Origin of the sequence: Mesorhizobium sp. ES1-4 (assembly GCF_020164745.1) — a bacterium.
In the GTDB taxonomy this organism is placed as follows: domain Bacteria; phylum Pseudomonadota; class Alphaproteobacteria; order Rhizobiales; family Rhizobiaceae; genus Mesorhizobium.
Genome location: NZ_JAIUGV010000009.1, coordinates 227,613 through 242,238, shown reverse-complemented (window position 1 = coordinate 242,238; position 14,626 = coordinate 227,613). Strand labels below are relative to the sequence as shown.

Sequence of the window (14,626 nt, the reverse complement as noted above, 5' to 3'; positions counted from 1 at the left end):
GATTATCCAACAAACTTTCGTGCCGCCTGTTTGCCTGTTATGGAGTGAACGGGGACTCCGAGGAACCATGCACGCATGAAGCCTATCTATATCGACTACCTCAATGCCCTCGACATCGAAGCCCTTGCCATGACCGATGGAGAAATCATCGGCGCGGTCGAGGCCGGGCTCGTGGCGCAAGGCAAGGGCCAGACGGTGATCGAGCCGCGCGTCCACCTGGAGCCCGACCCGTCCTTCCACGGCCATTTCAACGTGCTGCGCGGCTATGTGGCGCCACTCGATGCGGCGGGCGTGAAGATCGTCGGCGACTATGTCGACAACTATCTGCAAGGGCTGCCTTCCGAGTTCGCCATCCTCAATCTGTTCGACCCGCGCACCGGTACGCCGCGCGCCATTCTCGACGCCACCGTCATCACCGACATGCGCACCGGCGCCGTCACCGCCATCGGCGCCAAACATCTGGCGCGCAGGAATTCGAAGGTGCTGGCCCATATCGGCGCGCGCGGCACCGCCTACTGGAACGTGCGCCTGCTTGACCATCTCTTCGACTTCGACGAGATCCGCGTCCATTCGCGCCGGCCCGAAAGCCGCGACGGATTTGCAGCGAAACTCTCCGCCGATCTCAGCAAGCCGGTCAGGGCGGTGGCCGACTGGCAAAGCTGCGTCGAAGGCGCCGACATCGTCATCGAAGCTTCGCGCCTGCCCGAACCGCAACCACTGCTCAAGACGGAATGGATCAAGCGGGGCGCGCTGGTCGTCCCCTATGGCACGATGAGCGCGGTGGAGCTGTCGCTGACCGACATCATGCAGAAGATGGTGGTCGACGACTGGGGGCAGTGCAAAGGCGGCAAGTTCGGCTCGCTGCGCGCCCATGTCGAGACCGGGCGGCTCAGCGAAGAGACGCTGCATGCCGAGCTCGGCCAGATCGCCGCTGGCCTCAAGCCGGGTCGCGAAAGCGACGACGAGACAATCCTGTTCTGGCATCGCGGCCTGTCGCTGTCCGACATCGCTCTGGGCAAGGCGATGCTGGCCAAGGCACAGGCGCAAGGCATCGGCCAGAGGCTGCGCTTCGCATGAGCGCGCTCGTCCTCACCGGGGCCGGCGTCGGTGTCGGCGATGTCGCGACCGTCGCCCGCGAAGCGCGCAAGGTGGAGATCGGACCCGGTGTCCTCGGCAGGCTGGAGAAGGCGCGAAAGGTGCTCGACCAGGCCGCCGCTTCCGGTCAGCAGATCTATGGCCTGAACACCGGTCTCGGCGCCAATCTCGGCACATCGGTCGAGGGTGACGCCAGCGCCTTCCAGCGGCAGTTGCTGGAGGGCCGCAGCGGCGCGGTCGGCGAAGCGCTGCCGGTCGAGGCCGTGCGGGCAACCATGCTCGCCCGCCTGACAATGCTGTCGGCCGGCGGCTCCGGCCTCTCACCCGCCGTGTTCGTCGCCCTGGTCGACGTCCTCAATGCCGGCGTCCATCCGGTGATGCCGTCGCTCGGCTCGATCGGCGCCGGCGACCTGGTGTTGATGACCGCGATCGCCCGCCTGCTGATCGGCGAAGGCGAAGCCGATTATCAGGGAAGGCGCATGCCGGCAGTCAAGGCGCTGATGATGGCCCGCCTCGGCCCCATCGGCCTGGCGCCCAAGGACGGGCTGTCGCTGATCAACGCATCCGCGGTATCCGCCGGCGGCGGCGCGCTCGTGGTGATCGATGCGCTGTCCGCGCTAGCCCAGCAACAGCAGGCCGGCGCGCTGACCATGGAAGGCATTGGCGCCAACCCCACCATCCTCGATCCGCGCCTGCACATGGCGCGGCCCGCCGCCGGCCAACAGGAGGCCGCCAAGGCGCTGCACGATCTTCTCGCCCGCGACGAAGCGCCGAGGCCCACCACAATACAAGATCCGCTGTCGATCCGCTGCATGCCCTCGATCCATGGCGCACTGATCGAGGCGATCGGTCAGGCAAAACGTGCCGTCGAGATCGAACTCAACGCCGCCGCCGACAACCCGCTGGTTCTGGCCGACGACGGCGTGGTGATGTCGACCGGCAACTTCCACACCGCGGCGCTCTCGCTCGCCTTCGAGGCGCTAAGCCTGGCAATCGCTCAATGTGCGGCTGCCAGCGCTGCCCGCTTCATCCAGCTCACCGGCTCGGGCCGCAATGGCTTGCCGAAATATCTGTCGCCGGTCGGAGGCGCGTCGGCCGGCTTCGTGCCGCTGCAGAAGACCGCGACATCGATCCTGGCCGCCATCCGCCACAAGGCCAATCCGGTGATGCTCGACTTCCTGCCGGTTTCCGAGGGCGTCGAGGATCATGCCACGCAGACACCCCTGACAGTGTCTAAATGCGCTGCGATAATCGCGCTGTGGAGGCGGCTGATCGCCTTCGAGCTGATGGCCGCAGCCCAAGCCGTCGACCTGCGCGAAGCGTTGACGCTGGCGCCACGCACATCAGCGATCCACACTGCGATACGCGCGCTCGTTCCGACGCTGAAGGAAGACCGGCCACTCGGGGTCGATGCGGAAGCACTTCACGCCGCACTGGCGGGCAATGCCTGGCGGCCGGCCCTAGCTCCGGCCGACCTTGTCCAGGAACAGCTTTAGCTCGGCCGGGTCCATGTGCACGATGTGCCTGTCCTCGGGATAGGCGCCGCTGTTGACGTCGGCGACATATTCGGAGAATGCCGCCACCCGCTCCGCCTGCAGCCGGTCATACTCGGCGGCAAAGTTGCGGTAGACCTTTGAGTGGCGCGGCATGTGGCCCCTGTTCTGGCCAAGGATATCGTCGGCGAACAGATATTGCGCGTCGCAGCCGGTGCCCGCGCCCATCGACAGCATGATAAGCGAAGTGCGCTCCGAGATCGCCTTGGCCACCTCGACCGGCACCACTTCTATTTCGGCGCCGATCGCGCCGGCCGCCTCCAGCTGCTTCACCGCCTCGAATATCTGCATGGCGGTGTCGGCACTCTTGCCGACTGCCTTGAAGCCTCCGGTCCAGGTCGCGCGGGACGGGATCAAGCCGACGTGACCGATGACGGGAATGGCGTCGTCCGCCATCCGCTTGATGGTGGCGTAGCCGGCGCTGCAATAAACCGCGTCGGCGCCTGCCTTGTAGAGCCGGAAGGCCCAGCGCAGGAAATCATCCGCAGTGCCGATCTCGAAGAAATTCTCGCCCGGCATGGTGAACAGGCTTGGCGCCGCATCGCGATATTGCGGATTGAGCACCAGTTCTGGCGGCACCGAGACGATGTCGACCCCCGCCCGTTCGGCGGCCTCTGCCTCATCGATGGTCAGCACGCGCAGCATGGTCAGCTGACGCTTACCCTTCATGGCGCGCAAATCGGCAACGGTTGGTCTCTTCCGGCTCATTGAAACGTCCCTCTGTTGCTTGCTGTCGCGATGCCGATCGGTTGATCGTGCCCCCGCTTCATATCTGGATCATTACCCTATCGGCCTCTACCTTCACCGGATAGGTTGCAAGGTCGACGCAGACCGAAGCGCCCTTTGGCCTGGCCGGTCCTGTAGTTGAAGCGGCCATTGTGTTTAGGGCATTCGATGATCTCGTCCATGACAAGCCCCCCGCCACATCCTCTTGCTCCACATCTCAACCACGCAAGCGTCAACCCAATCCGCCATCTCGATCTCCCGCGGACATTCGCGACCGCTATTCGGCCGCCGCCGACATATCGACCTCGTGGAACTCGCCGCGATAGGGCCTCGCCGTCAGCGGCAGTTCGCGCTTGAGATAGTAGTCCTCGTATTTCAGCTGCCGGAGCAGGACCGGCCAGACCTCGCGGTAGGCATGCCACATCGACGGATTGGGCTTCGGCAGATCATACTTGATCAGTTCATGCAGCCTGGGCAGCGCATGGTAGGGAACCATCGGGAACATATGATGTTCGACGTGGTAGTTCATGTTCCAGTAGATGAACCGGCTGATCGGGTTCATGTAGACGGTGCGGGTGTTGAGCCGGTGGTCGACGACATTGTCGGCCAAGCCGATATGCTGCAGCAGGCCGGTCGTCACCATGTGCCAGGTGCCATAGAGGCGCGGCAGGCCGATCAGCACCAGTGGTATCCATGACCTCAGCGCCATCGCGAGAGCGATCGTCGCGACATAGATCGCGACATGCCAGCGGGCGGCAGTCACCGCTTTTGCCCACTCCATTTCGGGTATGTAGCTCTTCTCGTCGTCAGACAGCGTGCCAAAAGCCTGGCGCGCCAGCGTCGGCAGCGAATAGCGGAAGTCGAGAATGCCGGTGAAGGCCAGCGCCGCCTTCAGCAGATCCGGCGGACGCATGACGGCAATCTCGGCGTCGCGGCCGACGATGATGGTATCAGTGTGGTGGCGGGCATGGCTCCAGCGCCATTGCACGGGATTGCGCATCAGCATGAAGGAGGCGATGTGGTAGACGACGTCGTTCATCCAGCGCGTGCGAAAAGCCGTGCCGTGGCCGCATTCATGCCAGCGCGAGTCGCTCGACGAGCCGTAGAGCACACCGTAGACGAACAGGAACGGCACGACCCACCACGAACCCCAGAACCAGACAATGCCGGCGGCGGAGCCCAGGATCGCGGCGAGCCAGATCACCGTGTCGCGGATTGCCGGTCCGTCGGAGCGCTGCATCAATTCCTTCATCGCCTTGCGGGAAACATCAGTGTGGTACCATTCGGCCGAGGCCAAGCCCGTCTCGATCGCAAGCCTGGTGCTCTCGCCGACAAGGCTGTAATCGCGCTTCACCATCGCCGTCTCCCGCTCGCCTCACAGGCCGTTGGCGCGGAGTTTTCCGTCCAGAAATGTCTTGGCGCGTGGCACGTCGTCCTCGGTCAGGTGCTCGATGATGACCGGGATGTTCGGGTGCTTCTCGCTGAGCCGCTTAAGGTAGAGGTCATAGTTCAGCGAGCCGAGACCAGGTGCGGGCAGTTCGATCTCGCCGACGCCGCGGAATGTCAGCCCCTCATGGGCGTTCTCGTCGCCGATGTCGGCGTGCTTCTCCGACTTGTCGCCGCCCGAGCGCTTGACGTCCTTGGCGTGCGCGATCCTGATCTTGTCGGTCAGCGTGTCGAACACCTGGTTCAGCACCTGGTCCATGCGATCGATGTTGTGCGCCTCGAAATAATTGGTCGGGTCCATCAACAGGCCGAGCCCGGGGTGATCGACCTGCGCGAACATTTTCACCGTCTCTTCGACCGAGCCGACGACATTATTGACATAGGTTTCGAGCAGGAACACCGCGCCGTGGTCATAGGCCGTATGGGCAAGGTCGGAGATCACCTTGCGGCATTCCTGGAACCCCTCTTCGGTCTTGTTCCTGGGATGATGCACCCAGTCGGATTCGGTGTTGTAGGTGCCGGTTTCGGAGATCACATAGGGCGAGCCGAAATCGCGCGCGTTGCGGATGATCTCCTTGAGATAGCCCACGCGCCTTTCGCGCTCGGCTTTGTCGGGATGGATGATGTTGGTGTAGCCTGAAATACAGCAAACCGGCAGATTGTGGTCGCGGAATGTATCGCGGACCTTTTTCGCCTTGTCGCTGGTGATCTGCCCGGCCGACAGGTCGATATCCCTGAAATGCAGGTCGAGCTGCACCGTGTTGAAACCGAGCGCGCGGATGCGCCTGGCGGCTTCCTCCAATTCATAGGGGAAATAACCGGTGAAAATTCCTGCCTGCATCATGGGGTGAAGTCCTCCCGGTAAGCGATTCAGACGCCATGCTATTAGGCGACAGACGTTCAGTTGGTAGCGATCTCGGAAAGCCTGACCGTGCGGCCCTCAGCCATCGAGCGGTAGCCGGCTTCGACCAGCGCCATGGTCTTGACGTTGTCGGCGATCGACAGAGCCGGCGGCGTGCCCGTCTTCACCGCATACTGAAGCTGCTCCATGACGCCGATGAAGGCATGTGGGAACCACATCGTCTCCCAGCTTGGTCTGACCCATTCTCCACCGGTCGTTTCCGTGGAGGCATAGGTCAAGGTCGATGCAACGCCTGTCGGCCAGCCGATCGTGCCCTTGGCGACACCCTTTGTGCCGTCGACGCGCCAGTTGATGTGCTGATCGTCCCGATAGCCCTGCTGACGCGGCCCGGACCACACGTCCTCCAGCGAGACTGCCAGAAAGCCGGAAGGAAACCGCAAGGTCGACACCGTGATGCCGTCGGAATGCTCGAAGGTCGTGCGCGGATCCATGCGCGTCAGCGTCGTGATCTCCAAGGGATCACCGAACAGGAAACGCAGCACGTCGAGATGATGCACGCTCATATTGGCCAGTGTCAGCCTGTCGTAATCGGCAAGGAAGGCCTGCCAGTGCGGGATCGCATGCATGTCGATCTGCGCGAAAACGATTTCGCCGAGCGTGCCGGTATCGATGATCTGCTTCAGCACGCGCATGGATTGGTCATAGCGCATGTTCTGGTTGACCGAGAGGATCTTGCCGGAAGTTGCCGCCTCGTCGCGCAGTTTGACGGCTTCCTCGACAGATAGCGCCAACGGCTTCTGCGCCAGGATCGCCTTGATGTGCTTCTGCTTCAGTGCATGGCGGATCAACGCCGGCTGCTGGTCGGGAGGAAAGGCAAGGTCCACGATCTCGACATTGTCGTCTTCGATCAGCTGCTCCGGCGTGTCGTGCACGGCTGGAATTGCCCAGCGCCTCGCCACCTTCTCGGCGCTGGCCTTCGTGCGCGACGCGATCGCCACCACTGGAAATTCGGCTTGCACATAGGCAGCAAGGTGGCACTCGGCCATGATCATGCCGGCGCCGACGCAGCCGATCCGGTATTCCCTGACGCGCACCTCGACGTCCGGCTCGAAATCCATGCTCGCCATCCAGTCCTCCTAGAGAACAGGATATAACGTCACGGACCCGGCGTCGGCCAAGGCCTGCACCATCATTTCCCATCAGGACGGTGCAGGTGGAACGCGAGTCCAAAGCAAGAAAAACCGCGTCAGACCGCAGCTCCCCCGGCGGTCGCCGCACCGACAAATCTGACGATCGCCTCGCCATCCGCGCCGACACCGACCGCAATACGCCCGCCGGAAGGCAGGCCGGCAATGTCACAGACCACGAGTGGCATGCTGATCCCGTAAAGAAACTCGGCGACGATGGCGCCGACCGCCAGGATCGGGTCCGGCCGCTCCAGAAGGATGCCGGCCGGCGCCGTGCCCCTGCGGATTGCCTCGGCCAGCACCGAGGAGGAAGAAGACGATCCGCGCCCGCTCGGCATGACCAGGATCTTGCCGGCGACATTCTGGCCAAGACCGGGATGGGAATGGTCTGTTATGTCGCCGGTCTCCACGTCGATGCCGCCCCAGAAGCTGAGCGGCTGCGAAATCACCAGGGCCTGCCCTTCCGTGATGCCGGCCAGCTGGAATGTACCGGATCGCTCGGTAACTTCCGTTTCCACCGGGCGTATCATGACGCGCTCCGCACGACGTGCCCCACGGCAGCGGAACGGATGCAATCCCTCATCTCGGCGAAGGCGACGGTCACGCCGATATTGCCCGGCGCGTAATGCGCCCATTTGCCTGAATTGGTCATCACCACGCCGTCGAGGCGTTCGAGGATGGAGGTGACATAGGTACAGGTGTCGGCGACCGGAATCAGGCCGAACGCCGCCATGCCGTCGAGCGCACCCTGCTCCTGCAATCGCGTCAGCGTCGCGCGCCCGGTGTTGACGTAGATTGGGATCCCCCTGCCCGGCGCGACCTCGCGCAGCATCGGCAACAGGCGCATCCATTCTTCGTGGGAGAAGTGCGGGGTGCCCAGCGACACGGCGGAAAGCGGCGCACCGTCGGCCACTCCTGACAATCTGGACAGCGCGTGATCGATGTCCGCCCGCGTGACACGGATCGTCTCGTCAGGCGCCTTGCCTTGGAACGCCTCATCGAGCGTTCCGGCTTCCGGCGTAATGCCGACGGCATGAAACAGTGCTACGGCGCCGGTCGTTGCCGCGGCGGCGCCCAGTGCCTTCAGTTGGTCCTCGTCGCGCGGTTGCGGCAGTCCGGTGATGACCGGGACACGATCGACGCTCGCTTGCCCGATGATCAGTCCGACGCCGACGAACAAACTGTCGCTTGGTTCCGGATTGGCAAGGCCCAGCTCGAACAGGATCCTGCCGCGCCGGCTTTCGCTGAGATGCAGGCCCCAGGCCGGTGCACGCCCGGTGATGGCGCAGCACAAATCGATGAAGTCGCCATAGCGGTTGGTGCGCGCGCCGATCACCGAATTGGCGAAGACGATGGCGTTGGATTCACCCCAGGCGATCTGCTGGCCGAATTCAGGCCGAAACCGCGTCTGGTAAGGCGCGCAGGTAAAGGTCGCCTGGCAGCCGAGTTCCAGATGCGCCTTCATCAGCCGCCGCGCCGGCACCTCCTCAGCCTCCGGCATTTTCACCATGCCGGGATGGATGAGGTCGAATGAGCCGACATTGAGCGTCGTCGGCACACGGACACGCCCGCCGCCCTCGACCAGCCGTTCGACGAAATCGAGTCCTGCCTTGCCGTGGTAGAGACAACCATCGATATGGGCACCGGTGATGTCGAGCAGGCTGCGCGCGCCGATCGCGTTGGAGAAGGCGACGAGGATTTTCATGGCGGCGGCTGCGGATAGGCCTTGCTCGCCGTCGAGCATGGATCGGTCGCGCGCCGTCAATTCAAGGGTCATCGAATGCTCCGGACTTATGCCCGGCTATGGTGTTTCTCATTGTCCGCCGCCTGGCAAGAGCCAGAGCGAAGGTCAGCTTGCCGCAATCAGCACGGTGCTCTGCGGCGACCAACGCAGCACGACCTCCTGCCCTTCCGCCAGCCGATCGGCCCCAGTGTTCTGCACGATGACTTTCAAGGTCTGGCCGCCGCGTTCGACAAAGTAGGTGCTGTTGTTACCTGCAAAGATGCGCTTCGAAACCTGGCCTTTGAGCATGTTCGCCTGACCGTCCGCAGCTTCCGCATTGGTGGCGATGCGGATGCGCTCGGGCCGCACCGCGCAACTCGCCTTGGCGCCGGCGGCAAGCCGGTCGCCCACATCGGCCGCGATCGCCGTCCCGTCTGGCAGCCGGATGCCGTTGCCGGTTGCATCGCCGCGGAAGATGTTGGCGTCGCCGAGGAAGGTGGCGGCAAATTCGCTCTTCGGCCGGTCGTAGATCTCCTCCGGCGGCCCTTCCTGCACCAGCCGCCCGTCGCGCAGGATGCCGATGCGGTCGCTCATCGTCAGCGCCTCTTCCTGGTCGTGCGTGACGAAGATGGTGGTGATGCCGATCTCGCGCTGGATGCGCTTCAACTCGATCTGCATGTCGACGCGCAACGCCTTGTCGAGCGCGCCCAATGGCTCGTCGAGCAAAAGCACGCGCGGCTTGGTGACGATCGCCCGCGCCAGCGCCACGCGCTGACGCTGGCCGCCGGAGAGCTGGTGCGGACGCCGGGCGCCAAGCTTGCCGAGCTGCACGAGATCCAGTGCGCGCTGCACTTCGGTGGCGATGACCGCCTTGGATTCACCACGCACCGACAGGCCGAAAGCGACATTGTCGGCGACGCTCATATTGGGAAACAGCGCGTAGTTCTGGAACACCATGCCGATGCGCCGCTTCTCGACCGGTACCCGCTCGACGCTCTCGCCGCCGATGGCAATGCGGCCGGAATCAGGAAAGTCGAAGCCCGCGATCTGCCTGAGCAATGTGGTCTTGCCGCTGCCGGATGGCCCGAGCAGCGCGTAGAAGCCGCCATCGGCGAAATCGATGGAGACATCGTCCAGGGCCTTGTGCGCGCCGAAGCTGCGCGAGACGTTCGATACCTTGACGCCGGCCATTATTTCTCTCCGCCGAATTTGAAGAAGCGTGCCGTCAGCAGCATCAGCGCCATCGACACGACGATGATGATCGTCGAGACCGCATTGATCTCCGGCGTGAAACCCTTGCGGATCGCGGCGTAGATTTCGACCGGCAGCGTCGTCTGACCCGGCGTCGCCAGGAAATAAGAGACCACGAACTGGTCGAACGACACGGCGAACGCGAACAGCCCGCCGGCGATGACGCCTGGCATGATCCAGGGCAGCGTGACGCGGTTGGTCACTTGCCACTGGTTGGCGCCAAGCGAGCGCGCCGCCTCTTCCAGCTCCGGTGCGAAAGTCTGCAGCCGGGCTGAGACGACGACAATGACATAGGGCAACGCCAGCGCCACATGGCCAAGCAGGATGGCGAACAGGCCGCGCCCGATGCCGACGCCGAAGAAGAAGATCAGCATTGCCGTGCCGGTGATCAGCCACGGAATGGCGATCGGCGGGAACAGCAACGCCTGCAGGAATTTCTTGCCGCGAAACTCGTATCGGAAGAGCGCCAGCGATGCCGCCGAGCCGAGCACGGTCGAAATGATCGTGGTGATGACGGCGATCTCGATGCTGTTCCAGGTGGCCGCGATCAGCTGCTCGTTCCGCCAGAGCGAGGCGTACCATTCCGTCGTCCATTCGAACGGCAATTGATAGAAGGGCGAGACGTTGAACGACATCAGCGCCATGATGATGATCGGCAGATAGAGGAAGGCGAGCAGCAGCCCGACATAGAGCCGACCCAGCCATTCCAAGATGCGCGTCGTCACCATCAGGCGGCCCTCTTCAGCACCGGCGAGGCAATCGCCAGGATGACGAGCACGACGGCAAGCAAGATGAAGGACAATGCCGCCCCGAGCGGCCAGTTAAACACGGCGACGAACTGGTCCTCGATGACCGTGCCGTAGAAGGTACCGGTGCGTCCGCCGAGGATGCGCGGCTCCATGAACGAGCCGACCACCGGCACGAAGATGAGTGCCGCGCCCGCCACCAGTCCGGGCAGCGACAGCGGGATGATCACCCGCCTCAGTACCTGCAGCCGCGAGGCGCCAAGCGAACGGCCGGCCTCGATCAGCGAGTCGTCGATGGCCTGCAGCGTGAGATAGCAGGTCAGCACCATGTAGGGCACGTAGGAGTGCACCAGCCCGATGATGACGGCCGGATAGGAGTACATCAGGTCGATGTTGATCTTGAACGGCAGCACCGCGTTGGCCGCGGTGTCGAGGATGCCGCCTTCACGCAGCACCATCGCCCAGGAGAAGATGCGCACCAGCCCGTTCGACCAGAACGGCAGGATGACCAGCAGGAAGATCGCTTCGCGGCTGCGGCCCTTCAGCACCTTGGCCAGCACATAGGCCGCGGGATAGCCGATGACGACGCACCATAGCGTCACTTCCAGCCCAAGGCGCAGCGAGGCCAGCAGCAACGTCAGATAGAGGCTCTGCGAGAAGAAGGCGGCATAGTTGCCCAGCGTGAAGGCCCACGGCTTTCCGGCCAGCGGCAGATCGGTCATGAAGGAGAAAAAGACCATGGCCGACAGCGGCAGAAAGATCGCCACCGTCAGCCACAGATAGGCCGGCGCCAGCAGCGGCAGGGCCGATCTCAGTCCGCTGCGCGACGCGACCGCGCCCTCTACTGCCATGCTGCGCTCCTCCCCAGGATTGGAGGCCAGCCGGCGCGAACCGCCGGCTGGCCGGGACCATTTTACTTCACGTCGACCTTGAGCTGCTGCCAGAGCGCCAGATAGGCCTCGCGCTGCGCGTCGGTGATCGGCGCCTGGAACTGGATGCGCTTGGCCACCGCCGGATCGCCCATGACCTTGCGGTTGAAGGCGTCCTGCGGAAGCGCTTCCACCGCCTTGGTGTTGGCCGACACTGGCGCGCCGACCTTGGTGACCCATTCAACGTAGAATTTCGGGTCTATCATGTAGTTGATGAAAGCCTCCGCACCGGCAACGTTCTTGGAACCGACGGGAATGGAAAAGGCGTCGAGCCAGGCAACGGCGCCCTCCTGCGGAATGACCAGCGAGACCGGCAGCTTGAAATGCGTCTTGGCGCGGTCGGCCGAGCCGCTCCAATAGGTGCCGATGTCGATCTGGTTGGAGGCGACCATCTGGTTCCAGTCGTTCTCCGAGCTCCAGAACGTCTTGATCTGCGGCATCAGCGAGGTGAGCTTCGCCTTGACCGCGTTCATGTCCTTGATGTCGTTGATGTTCTGGCCGGTGGCGATGGCGCCGAATTGCACCGCCTCGACCGCGTCGTCACGGATGATGACGCGGCCCTTGTGGGCCGGGTTCCACATCTCCGCAATGCTCGTCGGCGGCTTGTCGAAGGATTTGTCGTTGATGGCGAGCGCGGTCAGGCCCCAGACCCATGGCACGCCATAGACCTTGCCGTCATGGTCGAGCATCGGCGACCCGGCCTTGTCCTTGCTGATATCGACATAGTTCGGCAGCTTCGAGGTATCGATCGGCTGGATCAGCTTTTCAGCCATCGCCTGGTCGTTGAAGGCGGCGTTGATCATGACGACGTCATAGAGGCCGGGGTTGGTCCGGATCTTGGTCAGCATTTCCTGTTCGGAATTGAAGAAGTCGTTGACGACCTTGTTGCCGGTCGCTTTCTCGAAGGCTTCGACGGCCCATGGCTCGTCGGCGCCATAGCCCTTCCAGTTGAGCACATGCACCTCGGCGGCACTGGCGGCCAGCGTGAGCGCGGTGGTGAAGACGGCGGTCGCCGTCAGCAGAACAGTCAGTCTTGGCATGCGCATGTTGGGTTCCTCTCTTTGTTTGCCCGCTTGGCGGGGCTTGTCAGGCTGTCTGATGGGCCTTCTGTGTCTGGCCTGGCGCGCCGGTCGCGGCGGCCTGGCACAGAAAAATCTGGATTTCGGCATCGGCCGGCGCCGATGAACCGCCATGGCGGGTCACCGAAATGGCGGCCGCCGCGTTGGCATAGCGCGCCGCTTCGAACGGCTGCACGCCACGCGACAGTGCACTAACGAAGGCGCCGATATGCGTGTCGCCGGCGCCATTGGTATCGACGGCCGCCACCTTGAAACCGGCTATGGTCCGAGCCGTGCCATCGGCCAACTGGACGAGGCATCCGCCTGCGCCCGCTCGGATGACGACGCCATCGGCCTTTGGGCAATGATCCGCTAGAAGCCGCGCCCCGAGGGCCTCGGCGCCGCCGGGACCGGCGATCTCGGCCGCCTCCGCCATATTGCAACTCAGCCAAGTCGTGCGGGCAAGCACACGATCGAGAATGGCACGTGGAATGTCCGCTATGATCGGCGTCGGATCGAAGACGAAGGGGATGCCTGCCGGCAGCGCCTCGATCCAACCGGTCAGCGCATCGCCACTGCCGGGATAGCTCAGAGTGTAGCCTGACGTGAACACCCAATCATCCGCCGCGACCACCACCGGCGCCATCAGGTCGAGGCTGAGGACGCTCTCGGCGCCGGGCCACGAGACGAAGGTGCGTTCGGCGTCGCTGGAGATCATGGCGACGCAATTGCCGCTGTCCATCAGCGGCGATGGCGGCGTCAGCGTCTCGATGCCTTCGGCGGCGAAGGCGGCACGCAGGAAATCGCCGTTCGGGCCGCTGCCGAGCTGGCCGCCAAACACCGCTTTCATACCGGTGCGGCTGGCCGCGACCATCATGTTGAAGCCGCCGCCGGCGACCTGCGCATAGCTCGATGCCGTCTTCTCCGTGCCGGGCGCAGGCAAGGCGTCGATGCGGTAGACATAGTCCACCACCGCGCTGCCGACATGGACGAGACGCCCACTCATGCCGCATCCTTGCCGGAACCGGTCCTGCCGACGCGACCGTTGGACGTCCGCGCCGCGACAAGATCGGCGGCCAACTCCCGAATTTGCGCCATGTTGATGCCCTTGAGGCAGGCGATGCGATCCTGCGGCAGGCGTGAGAAGCCGATGCAGGCGCCAGCCATGCCGGCAGCGATGGCGCCGATCGTGTCGGTGTCACCGCCGAGATTGGCGCTGATGACCGCAGCCTGCCAGGGATCGCCGCCGGCGACTTCCAGCACAGCGAAGGCAGCAGGTACCGATTCCTGGCTGGCGACGCCGGTGCCGACCAGCTCGGTGATCAGCCGGATCGCGTCTCCCAGCGCCTTGCCGCGCACCAGTTCCTGTGCCCAGACGATCCGGGCGGCGATGTCGCCGCCGGTCACCCAATGGCCCAGCGTCGCCGCTCGCCGCGCCGCCGCGACCGCGCTACCCGAGGCAGCGCGCCAGTCGCCACCGGAGACGCCGCTGCTGACAGCCGCCGCGACGGCTGCCGCCGACGCTATGGCGATCGAGGTGTTGTGCGTCGCCCGGCAGGTCTCGGCCACCTTGCCGACGAAGGCATCGAGCGGCCCAAGCGGCATCATGATGCCGACCGGCGCGATACGCATGGCAGCGCCATTGGTATCGCCGCTACGCCCCGCCTCTTCCGCCGGCACGCCATTGTTGATGGCGTCGATAGCACGCTTGGTCGATGGCCCCAAAAGATCGTAGCTGCCGCGCGCCTTGACCTCGCGCTCCCATTCGAGCAGCGCGTTGACCCAGCGCGCGTGGTCGAAGCTGTCGCCGGACTCGATCAGGATGCGGCCAAGCAGCAAAGCCTGTTCGGTATCGTCGGTGATGGTGCCGGCCAGCAGTCCCTTCGACACCGGATGGTCGGCGAAGGGCGCAACGAAATCCTCGACATGGCCATAGAGTTCGGCAATCCGCGCCGGCGACAGAAGCTGGGTCGGCATGCCGAGTGCATCGCCCAGCGCGCCGCCGGCAAGCGCGCCCATGGCGCGATCAAGCGTGGTGTTGTCCGGCATC

At 64.1% G+C, this 14,626-nt stretch carries 14 protein-coding genes and 1 pseudogene; 2 read left to right on the top strand and 13 right to left on the bottom strand.

Features of this window, described 5'->3' with window-relative positions; translation table 11 throughout:
• Window positions 1–75 precede the first annotated feature (75 nt).
• Both LB556_RS19285 and hutH read left to right on the top strand, forming a co-directional pair.
• Window positions 76–1,077, top strand: coding sequence for an ornithine cyclodeaminase family protein (locus LB556_RS19285; protein WP_224569317.1), 1,002 nt, complete (start codon window positions 76–78; stop codon window positions 1,075–1,077).
• Window positions 1,074–2,591, top strand: a complete 1,518-nt coding sequence (gene hutH / locus LB556_RS19280) for a histidine ammonia-lyase (protein WP_224569316.1) — start codon at window positions 1,074–1,076, stop codon at window positions 2,589–2,591. Before LB556_RS19285 ends, hutH begins: the two co-directional genes overlap by 4 nt.
• On the opposite strand, the gene LB556_RS19275 is transcribed toward hutH, so the two are convergent.
• The 13 genes and pseudogenes from LB556_RS19275 to LB556_RS19215 all read right to left on the bottom strand — a co-directional run bounded on the left by LB556_RS19275 (window position 2,556) and on the right by LB556_RS19215 (window position 14,625).
• Window positions 2,556–3,356 carry a 3-methyl-2-oxobutanoate hydroxymethyltransferase gene (locus tag LB556_RS19275; protein WP_224569315.1) on the bottom strand — a complete coding sequence of 267 codons (801 nt, stop codon included), beginning with the start codon at window positions 3,354–3,356 and terminating at the stop codon, window positions 2,556–2,558. The genes hutH and LB556_RS19275 overlap by 36 nt on opposite strands.
• A gap of 58 nt (window positions 3,357–3,414) precedes the next feature.
• A pseudogene (locus LB556_RS19270) lies at window positions 3,415–3,565 on the bottom strand (Rieske family ferredoxin); the annotation flags it as partial.
• 86 nt (window positions 3,566–3,651) lie between these two features.
• Complete coding sequence (locus LB556_RS19265; RefSeq protein ID WP_224569314.1) at window positions 3,652–4,731, bottom strand: fatty acid desaturase family protein; 1,080 nt, start codon at window positions 4,729–4,731, stop codon at window positions 3,652–3,654.
• Window positions 4,732–4,749: 18 nt separating this feature from the next.
• Window positions 4,750–5,664, bottom strand: coding sequence for a sugar phosphate isomerase/epimerase family protein (locus LB556_RS19260; RefSeq protein ID WP_224569313.1), 915 nt, complete (start codon window positions 5,662–5,664; stop codon window positions 4,750–4,752).
• A gap of 56 nt (window positions 5,665–5,720) precedes the next feature.
• Window positions 5,721–6,809: a Gfo/Idh/MocA family protein gene (locus LB556_RS19255; RefSeq protein WP_224569312.1), complete on the bottom strand. Its 1,089-nt coding sequence runs from the start codon at window positions 6,807–6,809 to the stop codon at window positions 5,721–5,723.
• Window positions 6,810–6,928: 119 nt separating this feature from the next.
• Window positions 6,929–7,399, bottom strand: coding sequence for an aconitase X swivel domain-containing protein (locus LB556_RS19250; protein ID WP_224569311.1), 471 nt, complete (start codon window positions 7,397–7,399; stop codon window positions 6,929–6,931).
• Window positions 7,396–8,646 (bottom strand): aconitase X, encoded by a 1,251-nt coding sequence (locus LB556_RS19245; RefSeq protein WP_224569310.1) that lies wholly within the window; start codon window positions 8,644–8,646, stop codon window positions 7,396–7,398. Before LB556_RS19245 ends, LB556_RS19250 begins: the two co-directional genes overlap by 4 nt.
• A gap of 72 nt (window positions 8,647–8,718) precedes the next feature.
• A complete protein-coding gene (locus LB556_RS19240) occupies window positions 8,719–9,783 on the bottom strand; it encodes an ABC transporter ATP-binding protein (RefSeq protein WP_224569309.1) in 1,065 nt (354 codons plus the stop codon).
• Window positions 9,783–10,571 carry an ABC transporter permease gene (locus LB556_RS19235; RefSeq protein WP_224569308.1) on the bottom strand — a complete coding sequence of 263 codons (789 nt, stop codon included), beginning with the start codon at window positions 10,569–10,571 and terminating at the stop codon, window positions 9,783–9,785. Before LB556_RS19235 ends, LB556_RS19240 begins: the two co-directional genes overlap by 1 nt.
• Window positions 10,571–11,440, bottom strand: coding sequence for an ABC transporter permease (locus LB556_RS19230; protein ID WP_224569307.1), 870 nt, complete (start codon window positions 11,438–11,440; stop codon window positions 10,571–10,573). Before LB556_RS19230 ends, LB556_RS19235 begins: the two co-directional genes overlap by 1 nt.
• Window positions 11,441–11,502: 62 nt before the next feature.
• The gene (locus LB556_RS19225; protein WP_224569306.1) at window positions 11,503–12,564 is read right to left on the bottom strand and encodes an ABC transporter substrate-binding protein; all 1,062 of its coding nucleotides are present in this window, start codon (window positions 12,562–12,564) and stop codon (window positions 11,503–11,505) included.
• Between the two features lie 40 nt (window positions 12,565–12,604).
• Window positions 12,605–13,582 (bottom strand): PfkB family carbohydrate kinase, encoded by a 978-nt coding sequence (locus LB556_RS19220; protein ID WP_224569305.1) that lies wholly within the window; start codon window positions 13,580–13,582, stop codon window positions 12,605–12,607.
• Window positions 13,579–14,625 (bottom strand): ADP-ribosylglycohydrolase family protein, encoded by a 1,047-nt coding sequence (locus tag LB556_RS19215; protein WP_224569304.1) that lies wholly within the window; start codon window positions 14,623–14,625, stop codon window positions 13,579–13,581. The genes LB556_RS19220 and LB556_RS19215 overlap by 4 nt, the downstream gene beginning before the upstream one ends.
• Between the last annotated feature and the right edge of the window lies 1 nt (window position 14,626).

Bases quoted from the DNA above. Each gene is read 5' to 3' on its own strand.
- LB556_RS19285 (WP_224569317.1), top strand. From the start codon at position 76: ATGAAGCCTATCTATATCGACTACCTCAATGCCCTCGACATCGAAGCC.
- hutH (WP_224569316.1), top strand. From the start codon at position 1,074: ATGAGCGCGCTCGTCCTCACCGGGGCCGGCGTCGGTGTCGGCGATGTC.
- LB556_RS19275 (WP_224569315.1), bottom strand. From the start codon at position 3,356: ATGAGCCGGAAGAGACCAACCGTTGCCGATTTGCGCGCCATGAAGGGT.
- LB556_RS19265 (WP_224569314.1), bottom strand. From the start codon at position 4,731: ATGGTGAAGCGCGATTACAGCCTTGTCGGCGAGAGCACCAGGCTTGCG.
- LB556_RS19260 (WP_224569313.1), bottom strand. From the start codon at position 5,664: ATGATGCAGGCAGGAATTTTCACCGGTTATTTCCCCTATGAATTGGAG.
- LB556_RS19255 (WP_224569312.1), bottom strand. From the start codon at position 6,809: ATGGCGAGCATGGATTTCGAGCCGGACGTCGAGGTGCGCGTCAGGGAA.
- LB556_RS19250 (WP_224569311.1), bottom strand. From the start codon at position 7,399: ATGATACGCCCGGTGGAAACGGAAGTTACCGAGCGATCCGGTACATTC.
- LB556_RS19245 (WP_224569310.1), bottom strand. From the start codon at position 8,646: ATGACCCTTGAATTGACGGCGCGCGACCGATCCATGCTCGACGGCGAG.
- LB556_RS19240 (WP_224569309.1), bottom strand. From the start codon at position 9,783: ATGGCCGGCGTCAAGGTATCGAACGTCTCGCGCAGCTTCGGCGCGCAC.
- LB556_RS19235 (WP_224569308.1), bottom strand. From the start codon at position 10,571: ATGGTGACGACGCGCATCTTGGAATGGCTGGGTCGGCTCTATGTCGGG.
- LB556_RS19230 (WP_224569307.1), bottom strand. From the start codon at position 11,440: ATGGCAGTAGAGGGCGCGGTCGCGTCGCGCAGCGGACTGAGATCGGCC.
- LB556_RS19225 (WP_224569306.1), bottom strand. From the start codon at position 12,564: ATGCGCATGCCAAGACTGACTGTTCTGCTGACGGCGACCGCCGTCTTC.
- LB556_RS19220 (WP_224569305.1), bottom strand. From the start codon at position 13,582: ATGAGTGGGCGTCTCGTCCATGTCGGCAGCGCGGTGGTGGACTATGTC.
- LB556_RS19215 (WP_224569304.1), bottom strand. From the start codon at position 14,625: ATGCCGGACAACACCACGCTTGATCGCGCCATGGGCGCGCTTGCCGGC.